The organism is Mycobacterium sp., assembly GCF_050700595.1.
Taxonomy (GTDB): domain Bacteria; phylum Actinomycetota; class Actinomycetes; order Mycobacteriales; family Mycobacteriaceae; genus Mycobacterium.
In genome coordinates, this window is record NZ_JBOHHI010000230.1 from 12,437 (window position 1) to 32,802 (window position 20,366).

18 protein-coding genes and 1 pseudogene are annotated in these 20,366 nt (G+C 68.5%); 7 read left to right on the plus strand and 12 right to left on the minus strand.

Annotated elements, in window-relative coordinates:
* Positions 1 to 3: 3 nt before the first annotated feature.
* Positions 4 to 1,041, plus strand: a complete 1,038-nt coding sequence (locus ACRDTL_RS20785; protein WP_431508585.1) for a nucleoside hydrolase — start codon at positions 4 to 6, stop codon at positions 1,039 to 1,041.
* On the opposite strand, the gene ACRDTL_RS20790 is transcribed toward ACRDTL_RS20785, so the two are convergent.
* From ACRDTL_RS20790 to ACRDTL_RS20805, 4 genes are all read right to left on the minus strand, one after another.
* A complete protein-coding gene (locus tag ACRDTL_RS20790; RefSeq protein ID WP_431508599.1) occupies positions 1,032 to 2,561 on the minus strand; it encodes a DNA polymerase Y family protein in 1,530 nt (509 codons plus the stop codon). The genes ACRDTL_RS20785 and ACRDTL_RS20790 overlap by 10 nt on opposite strands.
* Before the next feature lie 34 nt (positions 2,562 to 2,595).
* Complete coding sequence (locus tag ACRDTL_RS20795) at positions 2,596 to 3,228, minus strand: hypothetical protein (RefSeq protein WP_431508586.1); 633 nt, start codon at positions 3,226 to 3,228, stop codon at positions 2,596 to 2,598.
* Positions 3,229 to 3,345: 117 nt separating this feature from the next.
* Positions 3,346 to 4,911, minus strand: coding sequence for a glutamine-hydrolyzing GMP synthase (guaA, locus tag ACRDTL_RS20800; protein WP_431508587.1), 1,566 nt, complete (start codon positions 4,909 to 4,911; stop codon positions 3,346 to 3,348).
* 27 nt (positions 4,912 to 4,938) lie between these two features.
* The gene (locus tag ACRDTL_RS20805; protein WP_431508588.1) at positions 4,939 to 5,502 is read right to left on the minus strand and encodes a TetR/AcrR family transcriptional regulator; all 564 of its coding nucleotides are present in this window, start codon (positions 5,500 to 5,502) and stop codon (positions 4,939 to 4,941) included.
* Positions 5,503 to 5,519: 17 nt separating this feature from the next.
* On the opposite strand from ACRDTL_RS20805, the gene ACRDTL_RS20810 reads away from it, so the two are divergent.
* From ACRDTL_RS20810 to ACRDTL_RS20820, 3 genes are read left to right on the plus strand one after another with little or no spacing between them, the layout of a single operon-like run.
* Positions 5,520 to 6,419, plus strand: a complete 900-nt coding sequence (locus ACRDTL_RS20810; protein ID WP_431508589.1) for a TauD/TfdA dioxygenase family protein — start codon at positions 5,520 to 5,522, stop codon at positions 6,417 to 6,419.
* 24 nt (positions 6,420 to 6,443) lie between these two features.
* Positions 6,444 to 7,196, plus strand: coding sequence for a beta-phosphoglucomutase family hydrolase (locus ACRDTL_RS20815; RefSeq protein WP_431508600.1), 753 nt, complete (start codon positions 6,444 to 6,446; stop codon positions 7,194 to 7,196).
* A gap of 9 nt (positions 7,197 to 7,205) precedes the next feature.
* Positions 7,206 to 9,584 carry a glycoside hydrolase family 65 protein gene (locus ACRDTL_RS20820; RefSeq protein ID WP_431508590.1) on the plus strand — a complete coding sequence of 793 codons (2,379 nt, stop codon included), beginning with the start codon at positions 7,206 to 7,208 and terminating at the stop codon, positions 9,582 to 9,584.
* Here ACRDTL_RS20820 and ACRDTL_RS20825 read toward each other — a convergent pair.
* From ACRDTL_RS20825 to guaB, 3 genes are read right to left on the minus strand one after another with little or no spacing between them, the layout of a single operon-like run.
* Positions 9,568 to 11,298, minus strand: a complete 1,731-nt coding sequence (locus ACRDTL_RS20825; RefSeq protein ID WP_431508591.1) for a GMC oxidoreductase — start codon at positions 11,296 to 11,298, stop codon at positions 9,568 to 9,570. The genes ACRDTL_RS20820 and ACRDTL_RS20825 overlap by 17 nt on opposite strands.
* Positions 11,299 to 11,308: 10 nt before the next feature.
* A complete protein-coding gene (locus tag ACRDTL_RS20830) occupies positions 11,309 to 12,436 on the minus strand; it encodes a GuaB3 family IMP dehydrogenase-related protein (protein WP_431508601.1) in 1,128 nt (375 codons plus the stop codon).
* 20 nt (positions 12,437 to 12,456) lie between these two features.
* Entirely contained in the window at positions 12,457 to 14,013 is a 1,557-nt protein-coding gene (guaB, locus tag ACRDTL_RS20835) for an IMP dehydrogenase (protein WP_431508602.1), read from the minus strand.
* A 139-nt stretch (positions 14,014 to 14,152) separates the two neighbouring features.
* On the opposite strand from guaB, the gene ACRDTL_RS20840 reads away from it, so the two are divergent.
* Positions 14,153 to 14,566: a DUF5319 domain-containing protein gene (locus tag ACRDTL_RS20840; protein ID WP_431508592.1), complete on the plus strand. Its 414-nt coding sequence runs from the start codon at positions 14,153 to 14,155 to the stop codon at positions 14,564 to 14,566.
* Here ACRDTL_RS20840 and ACRDTL_RS20845 read toward each other — a convergent pair.
* The 3 genes from ACRDTL_RS20845 to ACRDTL_RS20855 all read right to left on the minus strand — a co-directional run bounded on the left by ACRDTL_RS20845 (position 14,563) and on the right by ACRDTL_RS20855 (position 16,977).
* The gene (locus ACRDTL_RS20845; protein WP_431508593.1) at positions 14,563 to 15,519 is read right to left on the minus strand and encodes an anti-sigma-D factor RsdA; all 957 of its coding nucleotides are present in this window, start codon (positions 15,517 to 15,519) and stop codon (positions 14,563 to 14,565) included. The two genes, ACRDTL_RS20840 and ACRDTL_RS20845, sit on opposite strands and share 4 nt — an antisense overlap.
* On the minus strand, positions 15,512 to 16,090 hold the full coding sequence (locus ACRDTL_RS20850; protein WP_431508594.1) for a sigma-70 family RNA polymerase sigma factor: 579 nt from the start codon (positions 16,088 to 16,090) through the stop codon (positions 15,512 to 15,514). The genes ACRDTL_RS20845 and ACRDTL_RS20850 overlap by 8 nt, the downstream gene beginning before the upstream one ends.
* An 89-nt stretch (positions 16,091 to 16,179) precedes the next feature.
* Positions 16,180 to 16,977, minus strand: a complete 798-nt coding sequence (locus ACRDTL_RS20855; RefSeq protein ID WP_431508595.1) for a hypothetical protein — start codon at positions 16,975 to 16,977, stop codon at positions 16,180 to 16,182.
* 317 nt (positions 16,978 to 17,294) lie between these two features.
* Between ACRDTL_RS20855 and ACRDTL_RS20860 the strand changes: the two genes are divergently transcribed.
* Positions 17,295 to 17,603: a WhiB family transcriptional regulator gene (locus ACRDTL_RS20860; RefSeq protein WP_431508596.1), complete on the plus strand. Its 309-nt coding sequence runs from the start codon at positions 17,295 to 17,297 to the stop codon at positions 17,601 to 17,603.
* Between the two features lie 104 nt (positions 17,604 to 17,707).
* A complete protein-coding gene (sodC, locus tag ACRDTL_RS20865; RefSeq protein WP_431508603.1) occupies positions 17,708 to 18,520 on the plus strand; it encodes a superoxide dismutase[Cu-Zn] in 813 nt (270 codons plus the stop codon).
* 17 nt (positions 18,521 to 18,537) lie between these two features.
* On the opposite strand, the gene ACRDTL_RS20870 is transcribed toward sodC, so the two are convergent.
* Together ACRDTL_RS20870 and groEL are read right to left on the minus strand one after the other, a co-directional pair.
* A complete protein-coding gene (locus ACRDTL_RS20870) occupies positions 18,538 to 20,070 on the minus strand; it encodes an adenylate/guanylate cyclase domain-containing protein (protein WP_431508597.1) in 1,533 nt (510 codons plus the stop codon).
* 81 nt (positions 20,071 to 20,151) lie between these two features.
* Positions 20,152 to 20,366 (minus strand): annotated as a pseudogene (gene groEL, locus ACRDTL_RS20875) (chaperonin GroEL); the annotation flags it as partial.

Here is a 20,366-nt window from a genome sequence, read left to right on the forward strand (position 1 = left end):
TCGGTGAGCGGCTCGCCGGTTTTCGTCGACGTCGACACCGGTGTCGACGATGCGCTGGCGTTGGTCTATCTGCTGGCCAGCCCCGAGGCCGAGCTGGTCGGAATCGCGTCCACCGGTGGAAACGTCGCGGTAGACCAGGTTTGCCGCAACAACCTCGGTCTGCTCCAACTGTGCCGGGCGAACGGCGTCCCGGTGTCCAAGGGTGCCGATCAGCCGCTGTGCTGTCCGATGCGTCCGCCCGGGAAAGCACACGGCCCCAATGGCTTAGGGTATGCCGAGCTGCCACCGGGCGAGTATCGTCTGACCGGCTACGACTCCGCGACAGCCTGGGTGCGCGCCGCCCACGCCCATCGCGGAGAGCTGATCGGGGTGGCCACCGGCCCGCTCACCAACCTGGCGCTGGCGCTGCGCGCCGAACCCGCGCTGCCGACGCTGCTACGCCGGCTGGTGATCATGGGCGGCGCCTACGACTACCGCGGCAACACCAATCCGGTCGCCGAATGGAATATCAGCGTGGACCCCGAGGCAGCGGCCGAGGTGTTCGCGGCCTGGGCTGTCGAAGCCGCCGACCGTCTGCCGGTCCTGTGCGGACTGGACCTGACTCGGCACATCGCGATGACGCCCGACATTTTGGCCCGGTTGGCCGCGGCCGCGGATGCGACGACCACGGTGATGGACGCGGACGACGAACGCGGCACCCGGTCGGCGGCATCCAATCCGCTGATCCGGGTGATCGAGGACGCGATGCGGTTCTACTTCGAGGCCCACTACGACCACGGCCACGGCTATGTGGCGCACCTGCATGATCCGCTGGCGGCCGCGGCTGCCCTTGATCCGCAGCTGGTGACCACCCAACCGGCGACGGTGGATGTCGAGTTGACCGGTACGCTGACCCGCGGCATGACGGTGGTCGACTGGTCGGGGCGGTGGGGGCGAAAGCCCAACGCGCTCATCGGTGTTGGTGTCGACCCGGCGGTGTTCTTCGACCGGTTCATCGAGCAGGTCGGGCCGTTTGCACGCTGGCTGGGCGTTCACTCGTAGCGCCCCTCCAGATACCACCGTCGCTTGCGGTAGCACAGCAGCAGCGCTCGCTGGCTCTCCAGCAATACCTGGGCGCGAGCGGTGCGGCCCTTGGGGCGATCCGGGTCCCACCAGCGTTCATCGACCGGCCAGGGTCCGGCCCACCAGCGCAGCCGATCGTCACGACCGTGGGCGGACAGTCGTGCCGGGTCCGCGGAGAACAGCCCGCGGCTGGTCACCCGCACCGGATTACCTTGGGCGTCAATAAGTTCCACCGGGTCATCGAGGAGCACCGTCGGCGACGGCTCGGGTAACTGCCCCGGCCACGGCTGGCGCGGATCGGCCTGCGGCACCGGCTCGTCGCCCAGCGGGGTCAGCGTGATGCGTTCGACCGGCCCGCGACCACCACTGAGCACCGGCACCTGCACGGCCTCCGGACCGAGCAGGCCCTGCACCCGCACCAATGCCCGACGGGCCCGCAGCCGATCGTCGTCACCGAGACCACCCCATAACGACAACTGCAGCGCCCCGGCGGACACCACCTCTATCGCCTGCAGCCTTAACCCGGTCACCGGCGCGGTCGGCCGGTCGTCAGCGGTTCGGTTGGTCAACCACCCGTCCAGCTGCCAGCGCACCCGATCGGCGGTGGCATCCTCGGTCAGCGGCTCGGCGCACCGCCACACCCGGCTGCGCTCTTCGCCGTTGGCGGTGACGGCATGAATGGCCAGCCGGGTGCATCCCACCCCGGCGGCCATCAACGCCTGATGCAACGTGCCGGCCAGCGAGCGCCCGGCGAATGCCGCGGCGTCGACCCGATCGATCGGCGGGTCGCAGTCCAGCACGGCATCGAGTTCCGACGGCAGCTCACGCCCGGACGGTGCGCGTTCCGGCTCGCCGCGGGCGAACCGGTGCGCGGCCACCGCGTCGGCGCCGAACCTGGAGGCAACATCGCTGCGCGACAGCCCGGCGAACTGACCGATCGTGCGAATCCCCATCCGCCACAACAGATCCGCCAGGTCGGCCCGGCCCGGCCCGGCCAGGCTCGGCTCGGTGGCGAGTTGGCGGATCGACAACACCGACAGAAACCGCGCGTCTTGGCCCGGCTCCACGATGCGACCCGCGCGGGCGGCGAAGACCGCGGTGGACAACTGGTCGGCGATCCCGACCTGACACTCGGCGCCGGCGGCGGCCACCGCGTCGATCAGTCGCTCGGATGTCTGCTGCTCGGATCCGAAAAAGCGGGTCGCCCCGGACACCGGCAACACCACCAGCCCGGGCCGCAGCACCTCGGCGCGGGGCACCAGATCGTCCACCGCGGCGAGCACTCCTTCGAAGAAGCGGGCGTCACGGTCGGCGTCCGCGGCCACGACATGCAGGTCCGGGCAGCGGGCCGCCGCCTCCCGCCGCCGCAGCGCTCGCCGCACCCCCGCCGCACGGGCGGCCGACGAGCAGGCGATCACCCGGTTGGCCAGGGTGACCGCGACGGGAGCCGTCGCGGGCAGGCCGGCGGTCGCCGCCGCGGCGACCGCGGGCCAGTCCATGCACCAGATCGCCAGCACTCTGGAGGTCACCGCACTATCCCGCCCGTATCCGCCCGATCGCTCGCCGCCGCGCGCATACGTCGAGCCGCACCGCGCTGATCCGGCCGAACCCGGGCGCGCCGGTCTCGTAGCCGCAGACCCGGGCCTCCAGTCGCATCGACGCCCCCGGCCAGTCGCCGTCGGTCACCAGCAGGGTGCAGCCCTTCTGGCGCGCGCGGGCCACCACCGCCCGGGTCCGGGTGAGCGGCACCGAACGCCCGCTCAGCCCGAGCACCACCAGATCCATCCCGTCCATGAGCACCGCCGCCACCTCGACCGGGTCGGTCCCGGGATCCGGTATCACCGCGAGCCGACTCAGATCCGCCCCCATCTCCACAGCCGCCAACAACCCGACATCCGGCTGCCCGACGATGGCCGCGTTCTGACCGGCGGCCGTCACCGCGGCCACCATGCTCAGCGGCAGCGACCGGGCTCCCGACAGCATCACCACCGTTCCCCGCGGCAACGCGTCGGGCAGCACCTCGGCCAGCGCCGGCGGGATCGGCAGCAGGTGCGCCTGACCCTGCCGTCCGGAACCGATTTTCGGCGACACCGCCGCCATCTGCCGACGCAGCAATTGCAGCTGCTCAGCGCGGTCTTGAACTGCGGGCGCCGGCATATTTCTCATCAATCGAATGTATGTTCGATACGATGCGGCGTCAAGCCGTTGAGATTGCTGTCATGGCTGTGGTCAAGGCACCCGGCACCCGGCACGACCGTGGATGCAATTTCAATGAACGGGGCGCTACTCCCACTCGATGGTGCCGGGCGGCTTGCTGGTCACATCCAGCACCACCCGGTTGACCTCGGTGACCTCGTTGGTGATCCGGGTGGAGATGCGCTCCAGCACCTCGTAGGGCACCCGGGTCCAGTCGGCGGTCATGGCATCCTCGCTGGACACCGGTCGCAGCACGATCGGGTGGCCATAGGTGCGGCCGTCGCCCTGCACGCCCACCGAGCGGATGTCGGCCAGCAGCACCACCGGGCACTGCCAGATCTGGATGTCCAGGCCCGCCGCGGTCAGCTCCTCACGGGCGATCGCGTCGGCGTGCCGCAGCGTGTCCAGCCGCGTCGCGGTGACCTCGCCAACGATCCGGATCGCCAGGCCCGGGCCCGGAAACGGCTGGCGCGCAACGATTTCCTCCGGCAGGCCCAACTCCCGTCCGACCGCGCGCACCTCATCCTTGAACAGCAGCCGCAGCGGCTCAACGAGCTTGAACTTCAAGTCATCGGGCAGGCCGCCGACATTGTGGTGGCTCTTGATGTTCGCAGCTCCGGTGCCGCCACCGGACTCCACCACGTCCGGGTACAGCGTGCCCTGGACTAGGAACTCAACACCCTCCCCAGAGGCCGTGTCGCCCATGACATCCCGCACCGCGCCCTCGAAGGCACGGATGAACTGCCGGCCGATGATCTTGCGCTTGCCCTCGGGGTTGGTCACCCCCGCCAGCGCCTCCAGAAAGGTCTCCGCCGCGTCGACGGTGACCAGGTTGGCGCCGGTGGCGGCGACGAAGTCACGCTGCACCTGCGCGCGCTCGCCGGCCCGCAGCAGCCCATGGTCGACGAAGACACACGTCAATCGGTCGCCGATGGCACGCTGCACCAGCGCCGCAGCCACCGCGGAATCCACTCCCCCGGACAGCCCGCAGATCGCGTGGCCGTCACCGATCTGCTCTCGCACCTGCTCGACCAGCGCGCCGGCGATGGTGGCGGGCGTCCAGTCCGCGCCGAGGCCGGCGAAGCCGTGCAGAAACCGGCTGAGCACCTGCTGCCCGTGCGGGGTGTGCATGACCTCGGGGTGGTACTGCACACCGGCCAGCAGTCGCGCCCGGTCCTCGAAACCGGCCACCGGAGAACCGGCGCTGGTGGCCACCACGTCGAACCCGTCCGGAGCCGAAGTGACGGCGTCACCGTGGCTCATCCACACCGGCTGCACGTCGGGCAGTCCCGAATGCAGCTCGCCGCCAAGGACTTTCAGTTCGGTCCGGCCATACTCACGAGTGCCGGTGCGCGCGACGGTGCCGCCCAGGGCCTGCGCCATGGCCTGGAATCCGTAGCAGATCCCGAACACCGGCACGCCCAGGTCGAACAGTGCCGGATCGAGTTGCGGCGCGCCCTCGGAGTAGACGCTGGCCGGTCCGCCGGACAGCACCAGCGCCTGCGGGTCGCGTGCCTTGATCTCGTCGATCGACGAGGTGTGTGGAATCACCTCGGAGAACACCCGGGCCTCGCGCACCCGGCGGGCGATCAACTGGGCATACTGCGCACCGAAATCAACGACCAGCACAGGACGGGGTGATACTGACTCCACCCGGTCAGTCTAAAGACCCGCAGCGGATCAGTGCGGCTCGACGATCCGGGCCATCTCGGCACCCACGGCGCGGCTTAATTCCGCGTCGGTCATCTCGTCGATGCCGACCGCCGAGCGCAACAGCGGCTCGAACAACCGCCAGCCGAACTGGAGAGCAAGGGCGTTGGCGACGGCCAGGCGTGCGCTGAGGTCGTTGTCGTGTTGCGGCCGGACCTGGTCGAGCAGCCATGCGATGTTGGGAAACCGCGTCTGCAATTGCCCCGCCGGGTAGCCGTCGAGCAGGGTCCGGGCCATCACCCGCATTTGCCGGTCGAGCGCCGCTTCGACATCGCCGGCCGGAGCGCCGGTCCCCAGCAGCTCGGTCAGGCTCGTCCCCAGGTAGTCGAGCACCGCCCCGACCAACTGCTCCTTGGTGCCGAAGTGGCGAAACACCAGCCCGTGGTTCACCTTCGACCGGGCTGCGATATCGCGGATGGATGTCGCGGCCGGGCCGCGCTCGGCGAACAAATCGGCGGCCGCCGCCAGGATCGCCGCCGCCACCTCATCCCGGCCGACGGGCGTCCGGGCCGACGTTGACGCACGTGTAGTCATTCGACTACAGTAGCGTCATGAGTCCATCGACTGCCACCCTGACCGTCACACAGTTGAGCAGCCGCATCGGCGGCCGTATCGATGGTGTACGACTCGGCAGTGACCTCGACCCCGCCACGATCGGCGAGATCCGTCGCGCACTGCTGCGCCACAAGGTGATCTTCTTCCGGGGCCAGCACCACCTCGACGATGCGGAGCAGCACACCTTCGCCACGCTGCTGGGCACGCCGATCGCCCATCCGTCGATACGCGACGACAACGCACCGATCATCACGCCGATCGACTCCGAATACGGCAAGGCGAACCGCTGGCATACCGACATCACATTCGTCGCCAACTATCCCGCCGCGTCGATCCTGCGCGCCGTCACCCTGCCGAGCTACGGCGGATCCACGCTGTGGGCGTCGACCGCCGCCGCCTACACGGCGCTGCCGGAGCCGCTCAAAGCGCTCACCGAAAATCTCTGGGCGTTGCACAGCAACCGATTCGACTACGCCGCCCAGCCTGCCTGCGCCGCGACCGCCGCACAGCAGGCATTCCGAACGGTTTTCGAGAAGCCGGACTTCCGCACCGAGCATCCGGTGGTGCGAGTACACCCCGAGACCGGGGAACGGACCCTGGTGGCAGGCGATTTCGTGCGCGGTTTCGTCGGTCTGGAGCCCTACGAGTCACAACTGCTGCTGGAATTGCTGCAGCGACGAATCACGGTTCCCGAGAACACAGTTCGGTGGAATTGGGAGCCTGGCGACGTCGCCATCTGGGACAACCGCGCGACCCAGCACCGCGCCGTCGACGACTATGACGACCAACGCCGGCTGATGCACCGGGTCACGTTGATGGGCGATGTTCCCGTCGACGTACACGGCCGGCAAAGCCAAATGATCAGTGGCGCGCCGCTGGACACGCTCGCGCGGTAACCTCTTTCGACGGTCCGACAACCGCTGGAAGCGAGGTCCGCTGTGCTGGGTCTGCCCGAGACGGTGCGCGCCTGTCTGTTCGACCTCGACGGCGTGCTGACCGACACCGCGAGTGTGCATACCAAGGCCTGGAAGGCGATGTTCGACGCGTACCTGAAGCAGCGGGCCGAGCGCACCGGCGAACCGTTCGTGCCGTTCGATCCGGTACACGACTACCGGCAATACGTCGACGGCAAGAAACGTGAAGACGGTGTCCGGTCATTTCTCGCCAGCCGCGACATCGAACTGCCCGACGGCGGTCCCGACGATCCGGCCGACGCCGAGACGGTGTACGGCCTGGGGAGACGCAAGAACGAGGCGTTCCAGCAGACCTTGCACGACGACGGTGTGCAGGTGTTCGACGGGTCACGGCGGTATTTGGAGGCGGTCGAGGCCGCGGGCCTCGGTGTGGCGGTGGTGTCGTCGAGCGCCAACACCCGCGACGTACTCGAAATCACCGGGCTGGACCGGTTCATCCAGCAGCGCGTCGACGGGGTGACCCTGCGCACCGAACATCTCGCCGGCAAGCCCGCACCCGATTCGTTCCTGCGGGCGGCGCAGCTGCTGCAGGTCGAGCCGGCTGCGGCAGCGGTGTTCGAGGACGCCCTGTCCGGGGTGGCCGCCGGGCGGGCGGGTAACTTCGGCTTCGTGGTGGGCGTCGACCGGGTGGGCCAAGCCGAGGACTTGCGCCGCAACGGCGCCGACGTCGTCGTCGCCGATCTCGCCGATCTGCTGTAGGCCGCGATCATGATCACCGAGGAAGCCTTCCCCGTCGAACCCTGGCAGGTCCGTGAGACCCGACTGGACCTGAAAGTGCTTGCGCAGTCGGAGTCGCTGTTCGCGCTGTCCAACGGCCACATCGGGTTGCGCGGCAACCTCGACGAGGGCGAGCCCTATGGCCTGCCCGGCACCTACTTGAACTCGTTCTACGAAGTGCGGCCGCTGCCCTACGCCGAGGCCGGATACGGCTATCCGGAAGCCGGCCAGACCGTCGTCAACGTCACCAACGGCAAGATCATCCGGCTGACGGTCGACGACGAGCCCTTCGACGTCCGCTACGGCGATCTGATCGACCACGAGCGGGTTCTCGACCTGCGCGCCGGCACGCTGACCCGCCGCGCACACTGGCGCTCCCCTGCGGGCAAGCAGGTGCAAGTGACATCGACCCGGCTGGTGTCGCTGGCCCAGCGCAGCGTCGCAGCCATCGAGTACGTGGTCGAGGCGATCGACGAATTCGTCCGGGTGACAGTGCAATCCGAACTCGTTGCCAATGAGGACCAGCCACAGACCTCGGGCGACCCACGGGTGGCGGCCATTCTGGAGCATCCGCTGGAGGCGGTCGAGCACGAGGACATCGACAACCGATCCCTGCTGATGCATCGCACCCGGGCCAGCGACCTGATGATGGCCGCTGTGATGGACCACGAGATCGACGTGCCCGGCCGGGTCGAGGTGAGCACCGAGGCGCGTGAAGACGTGGCCCGCACCATCGTGATCTGCGGACTTCGCCCCGGTCAGCAGCTGCGCATGGTCAAGTACCTGGCATATGGGTGGTCGAGTCTGCGCTCGCGGCCGGCGCTGCACGATCAGGCCGCGGCCGCACTGACCGGCGCCCGTTACAGCGGGTGGCAGGGCCTGGTGGACAGCCAGCGCAAGTACCTCGACGAGTTCTGGGACAGCGCCGACGTCGAGGTCGAGGGCGACCCCGCCATCCAGCAGGCGGTGCGATTCGGGTTGTTCCACGTCCTGCAGGCCAGTGCGCGCGCCGAACGGCGCGCGATCCCCGGCAAGGGTCTGACCGGCACCGGCTACGATGGCCACTCCTTCTGGGACATCGAGGGTTTCGTGTTGCCGGTGCTCACCTACACCGCCCCGCATGCGGCGGCCGATGCGCTGCGCTGGCGTGCGGCGACGCTGCATCTGGCCCGGGAGCGGGCGGCCGAACTCGGCCTCGCCGGCGCGACGTTCCCCTGGCGGACGATCCGCGGCCAGGAGTGCTCGGCCTACTGGCCGGCCGGCACGGCGGCCTGGCACGTCAACGCCGACATCGCGATGGCGTTCGAGCGGTACCGCGTCGTCACCGGCGACCAGTCGCTGGAGCAAGAGTGCGGGCTGGCGGTGCTGGTCGAAACCGCCCGGTTGTGGCTGTCGCTGGGGCACCACGACCGGCACGGCGTCTGGCACCTCGACGGAGTCACCGGCCCCGACGAATACACCGCGATCGTCCGCGACAACGTGTTCACCAACTTGATGGCGGCGCACAACCTGCACACCGCCGCCGACGCCTGTACCCGCGATCCCGGGGCCGCACACAACATGGGCGTGAGTACCGAGGAGATGGCCGCCTGGCGGTCGGCGGCCGACGCCGCACACATTCCCTACGATGAGGAACTTGGCGTCCACCAGCAGTGTGACGGCTTTACCACGCTGGCCGAATGGGACTTCGATTCCAACACCACGTACCCGTTGCTGCTCCACGAGCCCTATGTGCGGCTATATCCCGCGCAGGTGATCAAGCAGGCCGACCTGGTGCTGGCGATGCAGTGGCAGAGCCACGCGTTCGCCCCCGACCAAAAGGCACGCAACGTCGACTACTACGAGCGGCGCACGGTGCGCGACTCGTCGCTGTCGGCGTGCACTCAGGCGGTGATGTGCGCCGAAGTCGGACACATGGAGCTGGCCCACGACTACGCGTACGAGGCCGCGCTGATCGATCTGCGTGACCTGCACGAGAACACCCGCGACGGGCTGCACATGGCTTCGTTGGCCGGAGCCTGGACCGCGCTGGTCGCCGGCTTCGGCGGCCTGCGCGACGACGAGGGCGTGCTGTCGCTGGACCCACATCTGCCCGACGGCATCTCGGCTCTGCGGTTTCGGGTGCGCTGGCGTGGGTTTCGACTCACCGTGACCATCACCCACGACGACGTGACCTACGCCCTGCGGGATGGACCCGACGCGACGTTGGTCATCCGGCACGCCGGTGAGGAGCTCGAGCTGCACACGGATGCGGAGTTGACGGTTGACGTAGCGCCCTGCGAGCCGCTGCTACCGCCGCCGCCGCAGCCGCCGGGCCGCGAGCCGACACATCGCCGGGTGATGCCGCGTGCGGTCAGCCGGACGAGCTGATCGGATCACGCCAGTGCAGCGCGCCGGGCGCGCCGGCCGGCACCACCGGATGCCGGGGCGGGATCGGGTCCAGCCGGCGATACGGCTCGCCCTGGCGCGGGCGCAGATCCTCTGCACCCTTGTTCGGCCACAGCGACGCGGCCCGCTCGGCCTGCGCGGTGATCGACAGCGACGGATTGACGCCGAGGTTCGCCGAGACCGCCGCACCGTCCATCACCGCCAACGTCGGGTAGCCGTACGCCCGCTGGTAGGGGTCGATGACGCCGTGCTCGGGGCTGTCGCCGATCGCCGCCCCGCCCAGGAAATGCGCGGTCAGCGGGATGTTGAACAGCTCGCCCCAGGTACCGCCGGCCACGCCGTCGATCTTGGCGGCGATGCGGCGGGTCACCTCGTTGCCGACCGGGATCCAGCTCGGGTTGGGCTGGCCGTGCCCTTGCTTGCTGGAGTAGCGGCGCAGGCCGAGCCCGTTGCGTTTGGTGAACGTGGTGATCGAGTTGTCCAGGTGCTGCATGACCAGTGCGATCACTGTGCGCTCGCTCCACTGCCGGGGATTGAGCAGTCGCACGATGCCGCGCGGGTCTTCGCGGGCCTGTTCCAGTAGTTGCCGCCACCGCGGCACATCGCTGCCCTGCGGGCCGGCGCCGTCGGTCATCAGGGTCTGCAGCAGCCCCATCGCGTTGGAGCCCTTGCCGTAGCGGACCGGCTCGATATGGGTGTCCGATGTCGGGTGAATCGACGAGGTGATCGCCACCCCGTGGGTCAGGTCCAGATCCGGGCTGACCGCCAGCCGGCCCGCACCGACAATGGATTCGGAGTTGGTGCGGGTCAGCACGCCGAGTTTGTCCGACAGCCGCGGCAGCTTCCCTTTGTCGCGCATCTTGAACAACAGCTTCTGGGTGTTGTAGGTGCCGGCGGCCACGATCAGATGGGTCGCGGTGAAGGTTTTGCGGTTGCGGCGCAGCCGCGGACCGGTGCGCACGGTGTGCACCTGCCACAAACCATCGGGCCGCTGCGTGAACCCGGTCACCGTGGTCATCGGATGTATTTGTGCGCCAGCCGATTCCGCGAGACCGAGGTAGTTCTTCATCAGCGTGTTCTTGGCACCGTGCCGGCAGCCGGTCATGCACTCGCCGCACTCGATGCAGCCGGTCCGCGCTGGCCCTGCCCCGCCGAAGTACGGGTCCGGCACGGTTTTGCCCGGTGCCTTGGTTCCGTCGGGACCGAAGAACACACCGACCGGGGTGGCCACGAACGTGTCACCGACACCCATGTCGTCGGCGACCTCTTTGACGATGCGGTCGGCGTCGGTGAAGGTCGGGTTGCGGACCACGCCCAGCATCCGCTGCGCCTGCTCGTAGTGCGGCATCAACTCGCTGCGCCAGTCGGTGATGTGCGACCACTGCCTGTCGGCGAAGAACGGCTCCGGCGGCACATACAGCGTGTTGGCATAGTTCAGCGACCCACCGCCGACTCCAGCCCCGGCCAGCACCATGACGTTGTTGAGCAGGTGGATCCGTTGGATGCCGTAACAGCCCAACTTCGGCGCCCACAGGAAGTCGCGAAGGTGCCACGAGTTCTTGGCGAACTCATGGTCGGCGAAGCGACGGCCGGCTTCGAGCACGCCGACGCGGTAGTCCTTTTCCGTCAGCCGCAGCGCGGTGACGCTGCCCCCGAAGCCCGAACCAATGATCAGGACGTCGTAATCCGGTTCCACCGGCCCCAGCCTAGCTCCCGACGGTCAGGCCGACTTTCTGGAATTCCTTGAGGTCGCAGTAGCCGGCCTTGGCCATCGACCGGCGCAGGCCGCCGACGAGGTTCAACGAGCCGAACGGGTCGTCGGACGGGCCGGTGAGTACTTGTCGCAGCGGTGCCCGCTCGCCGACGGCGATCTGCAGCAACGCGCCCCGCGGCAGCGACGGGTGCGCGGCGGCCGCCGGCCAGAACCACCCGTCGCCCAGCGCCTCGGCCGCCTCGGCCAGCGGTGTGCCCAGCACCACCGCGTCCGCGCCGCAGGCGATGGCTTTGGCCAGCTCGCCGGAGGTGTGGATGTCCCCGTCGGCCAGCACGTGCACATAGCGGCCGCCGGTCTCGTCGAGGTATTCCCGCCGCGCCGCGGCGGCGTCGGCGATCGCGGTGGCCATCGGCACGCTGATGCCCAGCACCTCGTCGCTGGTCGTCACGCCCCGGGTCGAGCCGTAGCCGACGATGACACCGGCGGCTCCGGTACGCATCAGATGCAACGCGGTGCGATGGTCGAGCACCCCACCGGCCACCACCGGTACGTCGAGCCCGGAAATGAATGTTTTGAGGTTGAGCGGCTCACCATCGCTGGCGACCCGTTCGGCGGAGACGATCGTGCCCTGGATGACGAGCAGGTCGACGCCGGCTGCCACCAGCACCGGCGTCAGCGCCTGGGCGTTCTGCGGGCTGACCCGCACCGCGGTGGTCACCCCGGCCTCCCGAACACGGGCGACCGCCGCGCCCAGCAATTCGGGATCCAGCGGCGCGGCGTGGAATTGCTGCAGCAGCCGGATCGCCGCCGACGGTTCGGGTTCCTTGGCGGCTGCCTCGACGACCTGGGCGATCTTGGCGTGTACGTCGGAGTGCCGGCCGATCAGGCCTTCACCGTTGAGCACGCCGAGCCCGCCGAGCCGACCCAGCTCGATCGCGAACTCCGGCGACACCAGCGCATCGGTCGGGTGCGCGACGACGGGGATCTCGAACCGGTAGGCGTCGAGCTGCCAACTCGTCGACACGTCCTGCGACGAGCGGGTGCGCCGCGACGGCACGATGTTGATGTCGTCGAGCTCATAGGTGCGCCGCGCCGTGCGGCCCATGCCGATCTCGACCATGTCACGCATGAGCGACCCGTTCACCTCGCGTAGTAATTGGGTGCTTCGACGGTCATGGCGATGTCGTGCGGGTGGCTTTCCCGCAGACCCGCCGCGGTGATCCGCACGAATTGCGCCCGTTGCAGCGCCTCGATCGTGGCGGACCCGGTGTATCCCATCGCCGCCCGCAGCCCGCCGGTGAGCTGGTGGATCACCGTGGACAGCGGACCGCGGAACGGTACCCGGCCCTCGATGCCCTCGGGCACCAGCTTGTCCTCGGAGAGCGCGTCATCGGCGAAGTAGCGGTCCTTGGAGTACGACCTACCCTCGCCTTGAGCAGAGCCCCTGCCCTGCATGGCGGACAGCGATCCCATCCCGCGGTAACTCTTGTACTGCTTGCCGTTGACGAAGATCAGCTCGCCGGGCGCCTCGGCGGTTCCGGCCAACAGCGATCCCAGCATCGTCGTCGACGCACCGGCGGCCAGCGCCTTGGCGATGTCCCCGGAGTACTGCAGCCCGCCGTCGGCGATCACCGGCACCCCCGCCGGGTCGCACGCCGCGACCGCTTCCAGGATCGCGGTGATCTGCGGCGCCCCGACGCCGGCCACAACCCGGGTGGTGCAGATCGACCCGGGACCCACGCCGACCTTGACCGCGTCGGCACCGGCATCGACCAGCGCCGCGGCCGCCAACCTGGTGGCGACGTTGCCGCCGACCACCTCGATCCGGTCGCCGACCTCGGCCTTGAGCTTGCCGACCATGTCGAGCACCAGGCGGTTATGTGCGTGCGCGGTGTCGACGACCAACACGTCGGCACCGGCATCGACCAACGCCATGGCACGCGCCCAGGCGTCGTCGCCGACCCCGACGGCCGCCCCCACCAGCAGGCGCCCGTCGCTGTCCTTGGTGGCCAGCGGGTGTTGTTCAGTCTTGACGAAGTCCTTGACGGTGATCAGCCCGGTCAGCTTGCCGCGCCCGTCGACGATCGGCAGCTTCTCGATCTTGTGCCGGCGTAGCAGGCCCAACGCCGCGTCGGCGGAAACCCCTTCCTGCGCGATGACCAACGGGGCCTTGGTCATCACCTCGGCGACCCGCTTGGACTGGTCGACTTCGAAGCGCATGTCGCGGTTGGTGATGATGCCCACCAGCGCACCGGAGTCGTCGACTACCGGCAGCCCGGAGATCCGGAAACGGGCACACAGCGCGTCGACCTCGGCCAACGTGTCATCCGGTCGGCAGGTCACCGGATCGGTGACCATGCCGGCCTCCGATCGCTTCACGGTCTCGACCTGTGCGGCTTGTTCGGGAACGGGCAGGTTGCGGTGCAGCACTCCGATGCCGCCCGCCCGGGCCATCGCGATAGCCATCCGCGCCTCGGTGACGGTGTCCATCGCCGAGCTGACCAACGGCACCTTGAGCCGGATCTTCTTGGTGAGCTGGCTGGAGGTGTCCGCGGCGGCGGGCACCACATCGGAGGCGGCGGGCAACAACATAACGTCGTCGAAGGTCAGCCCCAGCATGGCGACCTTGTGCGGATCGTCGCCGCCGGTAGGCACTGAGTCGCCGCTGTCTTCGATACGGGACAAGCCAGGAGACATCACTGCGGCCCTCCATACGCAGGCGGACTGAGAAGCCCATCCTATCGGCTCACCGACCGATCCCGGGGCCGTGGTCCTCCGTGGCTGAGGGTGTCGCTTATCTGCTGGCGCGAGACCGGCCACGCTGTAGGGTGGAAACGTGCGCGACCACCTTCCACCGGGTTTGCCGCCCGATCCCTTTGCCGACGACCCATGCGACCCGTCTGCGGCACTGGACGCCGTCGAACCCGGTCAGCCGCTGGACTCGCAGGAGCGGATGGCCGTCGAGGCCGATCTGGCCGACCTGGCCGTGTATGAGGCGCTATTGGCGCACAAGGGGATTCGCGGCTTGGTGGTGTGCTGCGACGAATGTCAGCAGGATCACTATCACGACTGGGACATGTTGCGCTCCAACCTCTTGCAGTTGCTGGTCGACGGCACCGTGCGTCCGCACGAACCGGCCTATGACCCCGAGCCGGACGCCTACGTCACCTGGGATTACTGCCGCGGATACGCCGACGCCTCGCTCAACGAGGCCACCTCGGACACCGAGGGCTTCCACGGCCGGCGCTAGCCGTCAGACGTCGTCGGCGCAGTCGTAGTGGCGGTCGGCGCACCCGCCGACGATGATGCCGCGGACGACGATGACGCAGTTGCCGACGTCGGGGTCGACGAGCTCAGCGGTGCGCTTGACGCGGCGGCAGGCGATGTCGATGGCGCGGTTGCGGCACCGGGCGGCACCGACGTCGGTGTGGCACTGTCCGGAGCCGTGCTCGTCGCCGCCGGGACTGGCACGGCGGTTGTGGACACGCTCGCCGGGGAAAGTGTCGTCGACGTCATCGGATCGGAAGGCGTCGGTGAGACCGACGCCGGGGTTGCCGTCGTCGCGGGCGCGGCACCGGGTTGCGAGGATGGCGGCACCGGCGCATTGGGGTCGCGAGCGGTGACCTTGGCGTTCAGCTGGTTCACCTGGTCGATCAGGTCCTGTTTGCGCCCCTCGTCGTTGACGGTTTGCACGTTGTCGGTGACGGCCGCCAGCTTGGTCTGCGCCTGATCCCACTGACCCTGGGTGATCATCTGCTGGACTTGCTCCAGTTCGGTCTTGGCGGTCAGCGCAATGCGGTCGTCGTGCACCGACGGCGGCTCATCGAACAGCATCGTGCGCACGCCATAGAGCGCGTCGCCGGGCTGGGCACCGCCCACCAGCGCACCGAATCCGCCGAGCGCCAGCACCGCTGCGGCCACCGACCCGACCAGCGTCAAACCTCCGCGGGCGTGCCGGCGGGCCGCCCACCCGCGCTCCAGCGCGGCGGTGGCCTGGCGCTCGGAAACCAGCCCGCTGGCCGGCGGCCATCTCAACTCGTCGCGCCAGTCGGCCAGCAGCGCGGCCAGCACCTGGTCGCCGGGTTCGCCGAAGTCACCGGACTCGACCGGCCGGCGTGTCGCAAGCGCGTCAAGCAACCGATCGCTGCGCGCCAGTGCAACCAGGTCCGGCTGGTCAAACGGGGTACGGCCGAAATCAGACATAGTCTCGCCTCGCCCCGACGATCTCCGATTTCAGCCGCGTCAACGCGCGATGTTGGGCCACCCGGACCGCTCCGGGAGTGCTGCCGACGGCGCTGGCGGTTTCCTCGGCGCTCAGCCCCACTACCACGCGCAGGACCAGGATCTCGCGTTGCTTGTCGGGCAGGATTTCCAGCAACTCGTTCATCCGGGTGACCGAATCGGCCTCGAGTGCCCGCTGCTCGGGACCGGCCTCCGCCGACCGGCGCTCGGGTAGCGAATCGGCGGGATAGGACGGGTCGCGGCCCGCCGCGCGGTGCGCGTCGGCGACCTTGTGCGCAGCGATGCCGTACACGAAGGCCAAAAACGGCCGTCCGCGATCCCGGTAGCGCGGCAGTGCCGTGATGGCAGCCAAGCACACCTCCTGCGCCACGTCGTCAGCCGAAAGCCCGCTCCGCTCCGAGGCGCCGACACGTGCGCGGCAGTATCGAATCACGATCGGGCGGATCGTCTCCAGCACTTCCCGAAGCGCGTCCCGGTCACCTGCCGCGGCGTCGGCGACAACAGTGTCGAGACGTTCTTCTGGCAATGTCATCGCCGGCGCTATCTCCAACGTTACGAACCGGGCCCGGCCCGGCGCGGTGGCACTGCTAAACGATAGCGGCCCGACGTGCCATTTCGGCGTTAGCGCACGTTCCAGGCTCCTCCGGCGTGGCGCACCCACCGCGCGCACAAATCGCGGATGTCACCCAGCTCTTCGGTTGTGCACGTTGAGCTTTCGAGGTCGATGAGCAGACAGGCCAGCGCCCAGCGTAACGGCACCAGCCCCAATTGACCGGTGGCGTCCAGCGCCGCGTCACCGATCGCACGTGCCTTTTCGAGCGCGCCGGCGCTGCACAGAGCGGCGGCCAGCACCACGTCGCTTTTGGTGCGGTGCCGTGCCGAAATCTGCTGCCCGGCGAGCGGGGCAGCCGCCAACTCGACGGCGGCCTCGGCGTGTCGGACGGCGGCGTCAGCGTCGCCGCCCGCCATCGCCAGCTCGGCGGCGACCCATCCTCGGCGCACCGATAGCCGGCGCGGTGCGGAGGCCACCAGCTCGTCCGCCCGCCGCAGTAACGCCGCCGAGGCCGACAAACGACCGACACCGAGCGCGTCGGCAGCCAGCCCGAGCAGGGCGTCGGCGCCGGCCTCGGGATCATCCCGGGCCAGCGCCAATGCCCGGCCGTCCCAGCCGCGGGCGGCGGTATGCCAACCGAGCTGGCGCAAAAACGATGCCCGGGTGCTGTGCGCCAGCGAGGCCAGCCGCGCACTCGGCGTGCCGTGCAGCAGCCCCGTCAGGTCGGCGTGGGCACTGCCGTAGCGGCCCTGCCCGCCCGCGGCGACCGCCCGCAGCCACAATTGCTGCGGCGTGTTCGCCGTCGGCAGCGGCCAGTACCCGGGATCGTTGCCGAAGGCGGCAGCGATGAGCGTGGCGTCGATCATCGGATCACGACGGTAAAAATCGCGGTGAGCATTAGTTAAAAGTTTGTGGTTTCCACGTTACGGCGATATTACCGCCCCCCGGCGGCCGGAATTAAAGTTCCCACACCGTCGGCATGCGGGCAGCAGGATCCGCGCTATCGAACGCCTCGCGCGATGAACGACAAGTAAATTCTTAAGGCACAGTTGGAGATTCAGCCTTCCCGAGTGGTGTTGACGGCATTTCGGCAGTGCTTCTACGTTTAATATCGACAATGTCGACGTGTAGTCATCGGCGACACCGTTCGGACGTGTTCAGCAGGTGCGCAGAGAGGACTTCAATGCCACAACCGGAGCTGCTACCCGGCCCCAACGCCGATACCTGGGATTGGCAACTGCGGGGCGTTTGCCGCGGTGTCGACTCGTCGGTCTTCTTCCATCCCGACGGCGAGCGTGGCCGTGCCCGCCTGCAACGTGAACGGCGCGCCAAGGAAATGTGCCGCCAGTGCCCGGTAATCGTGCAGTGCCGGACCCACGCCCTGGAGGTTGGTGAACCGTACGGCATCTGGGGCGGTCTGTCAGAGACCGAACGCGACATGCTGCTCAAGCGCGATATGGGCCGCTCCCGCGGCATTCGGCGCACGGCGTAGCTGCGCGGACTGCGGGCACTCCCCCGGGTCGCGATGGTATTCGTGCGAGTCGCACTCGTTTCTACATTGGCTGATCGGGGTAGGCCCAGCCCATGAAAAAGGGGTTGAAAAGGGAAGTAGCCGTTGCGGTTGCGGTGCTTACCGTGACCGTCGCACCGTTAGGCGCATGCACAAACCAGAACACCAGCCAGCCCAATACGTCACCGCTCACCGTCGCGCCGCCCGGCACGGAGAGGTTGAGCATGCAGTTGAAGAGCGCCGACGGGACTCTGGTCGCCAACGCCACCTTCGATTTCGCGAACGGCTACGCGACGGTGACCGTGGAAGCCGGCCCCAACCAGATCCTGACCCCCGAGTTCCACGGGCTCCATATCCACTCGGTGGGCAAATGCGAGGCGAATTCGGTTGCGCCCACGGGAGGTGCGGCCGGGGACTTCAACTCCGCCGGCGGCCACTACCAGGCGCCGGGGCACACTGGTCATCCCGCCAGCGGCGACCTGACGTCATTGGAAGTGCGCTCCGACGGCGCGGCGAAACTCGTCACGACGACGAGCTCCTTCACCGCCGCGGATCTGAAGAACAGCTCGGGTACCGCGCTGATCATTCACCAGGGCCCGGATAACTTCGGCAATATCCCTACCGCCCGCTACACCCAGAAAAACGGCACACCGGGCCCGGACGAAGAAACGCTGGCCACTGGTGATTCGGGCAAGCGGGTGGCCCGCGGTGTGATTTCGCCGGCGGCCACGACGACGACCTCGTCCACCACAGCGACACCTAGCGTCACCACGACCACCACCACGACCGCCGTCCCACCGCCGTCCACGAGCACGAGCACCGTCACGGTCACCAGCGTGCCGACCGTCACGTCCACGCCGACCACGACAACGACCCCCAGCCTTCCTCCGGGCGCCTGACGCACGGTCACCGCGGATTAGGTATCGCTGTAACGTAAACGGGTCGCCGCGGGGTCCAGGCCGAAAACCTGCACGGTGGCCGACTTACCTTTCACTGCGTGAAATCCCTTGTCGGTCAGTCCGAGTGGTCGAGAAACCAGGGCGTCGACTGTCTGCTGGGTGAGAAGGATCGCGTCGCCGGTGGTCTTGGTGAGCTGCTCGACGCGGGCAGCGACGTTGACAGTGTCGCCGATGAGGGTGAACTCGAGCTTGCCGGCGGCGCCGATGGTGCCGGCGATCACCGGGCCGGTGTTGATGCCGATGCCGATTCGAAGCTCACCGTCGAAACGCTCGGCGACCCGGCGATGAATCAGCACAGCGGCGCTCACCGCAGCATCGGCATGATCGCCGAGGTCGTCCGGGGCGCCGAAGACCGCCAAAGCGCCGTCGCCGAGAAACTTGTTCACGTGCCCACCGGCGTCGACCACGGCAGGCACGACGATTTCGAACAAGGCGTTGAGGCGAGCGACGGTGTCCTCGGCGGTGTTCGCCTCGGCGAACGGCGTGAAGTCGCGGATGTCGACGAACATCACGGTCACCTGCCGGCGCTCGCCGCTGAAGACGTCGTCGCCCTGCTCGAGCAACCGCACTGCCAGGGCCGGGTCGACGTAGGTCCCGAATGCCACCTGAAGCCGCTGACGCTCGGCCAGGCCGGCCTGCATGCGGTTGAATGACGCCGCGAGCGCACCCAGATCATCGTCTTGAACCACCGGCAGCCGGCGGCCGTAGTCACCGGCCGTGACGCGTTTGGTGCCTTCGACAAGATCCCGAATCGCCTGCAGTGACGGCGAGAAGACATTGCCGACCGTTATCGGCACCGCGAGACCCAGGGTCAACGCGAAGCCGATCACCACCGACAGCACGGGGACTTGACTGGCCCGATCGAACACGGCCGAAACCATCGCACCCGCAATGGAAAACGCCAATGCGACCGCGAGGATGGACACGTTGGCCCACGCGGCGAAGGTGGGCCGAGAGCGGGGCAGATCGTCACCGATCCCGGTGTGACCGGCAAGGGCGGTCCGTACCGGTCGCATCACCGTCTCCGGGAGGCTGTGCACCCCGATCAGGTGGGAGCCGGCCCCGAAGATCGAACCCAGGACCGCATACTGGACCAGCCGCAGTCCGGTCGCGCCGGCTATGACGCCGATGACGACCGACAACAGGGCCGCCCACACCGCGATCACCGGCAACGCTCGGGCAACCCCACCGCGGGACCAGGCGTAGCTGGCTTCCAGCGCGCGCGCCGGATCGACCTCGTCACCGGCAGCCCATCGCTGGACAACCCGCGATGCACCGCGACCGGGCAGAACCAGCCCGTACGCGAACACCGGCATGGCGACACCGGTGGCGGCGGCCGCCGCGAGGTAGTGACCGGAGTTCTCGAAAGCCACGATGACGAAGGCCAAGAATAGATAGATCGGAACCGGCACCACGACGGCGACCGCGCAGATCACCCATGAGTACCTCGCTCCGTGGCGATCCCACGCCCACCGGTAGAAGCGGTCCATGGCGCGAGACTAAACGTATGTAGCCCCTGAGCTACGAAAACACCCCGGCCAGATGACCGGGGCGATTCGTGTTCGCGAGGGCTAGTGGCCGTGACCGTGGTGGTCGTGCTCGTCCTGTTCCTCCGGCTTCTCCACGACGGCCGTTTCGGTGGTCAGCACCATCCGGGCGACCGACGCCGCATTGAGCACTGCGGACCTGGTGACCTTGACCGGATCGATGATCCCATCGTTCGCCAGGTCCCCATAGACCAACGTGGCCGCGTTGAGCCCATGCCCGGCGGGCAGCTCGGCGACCT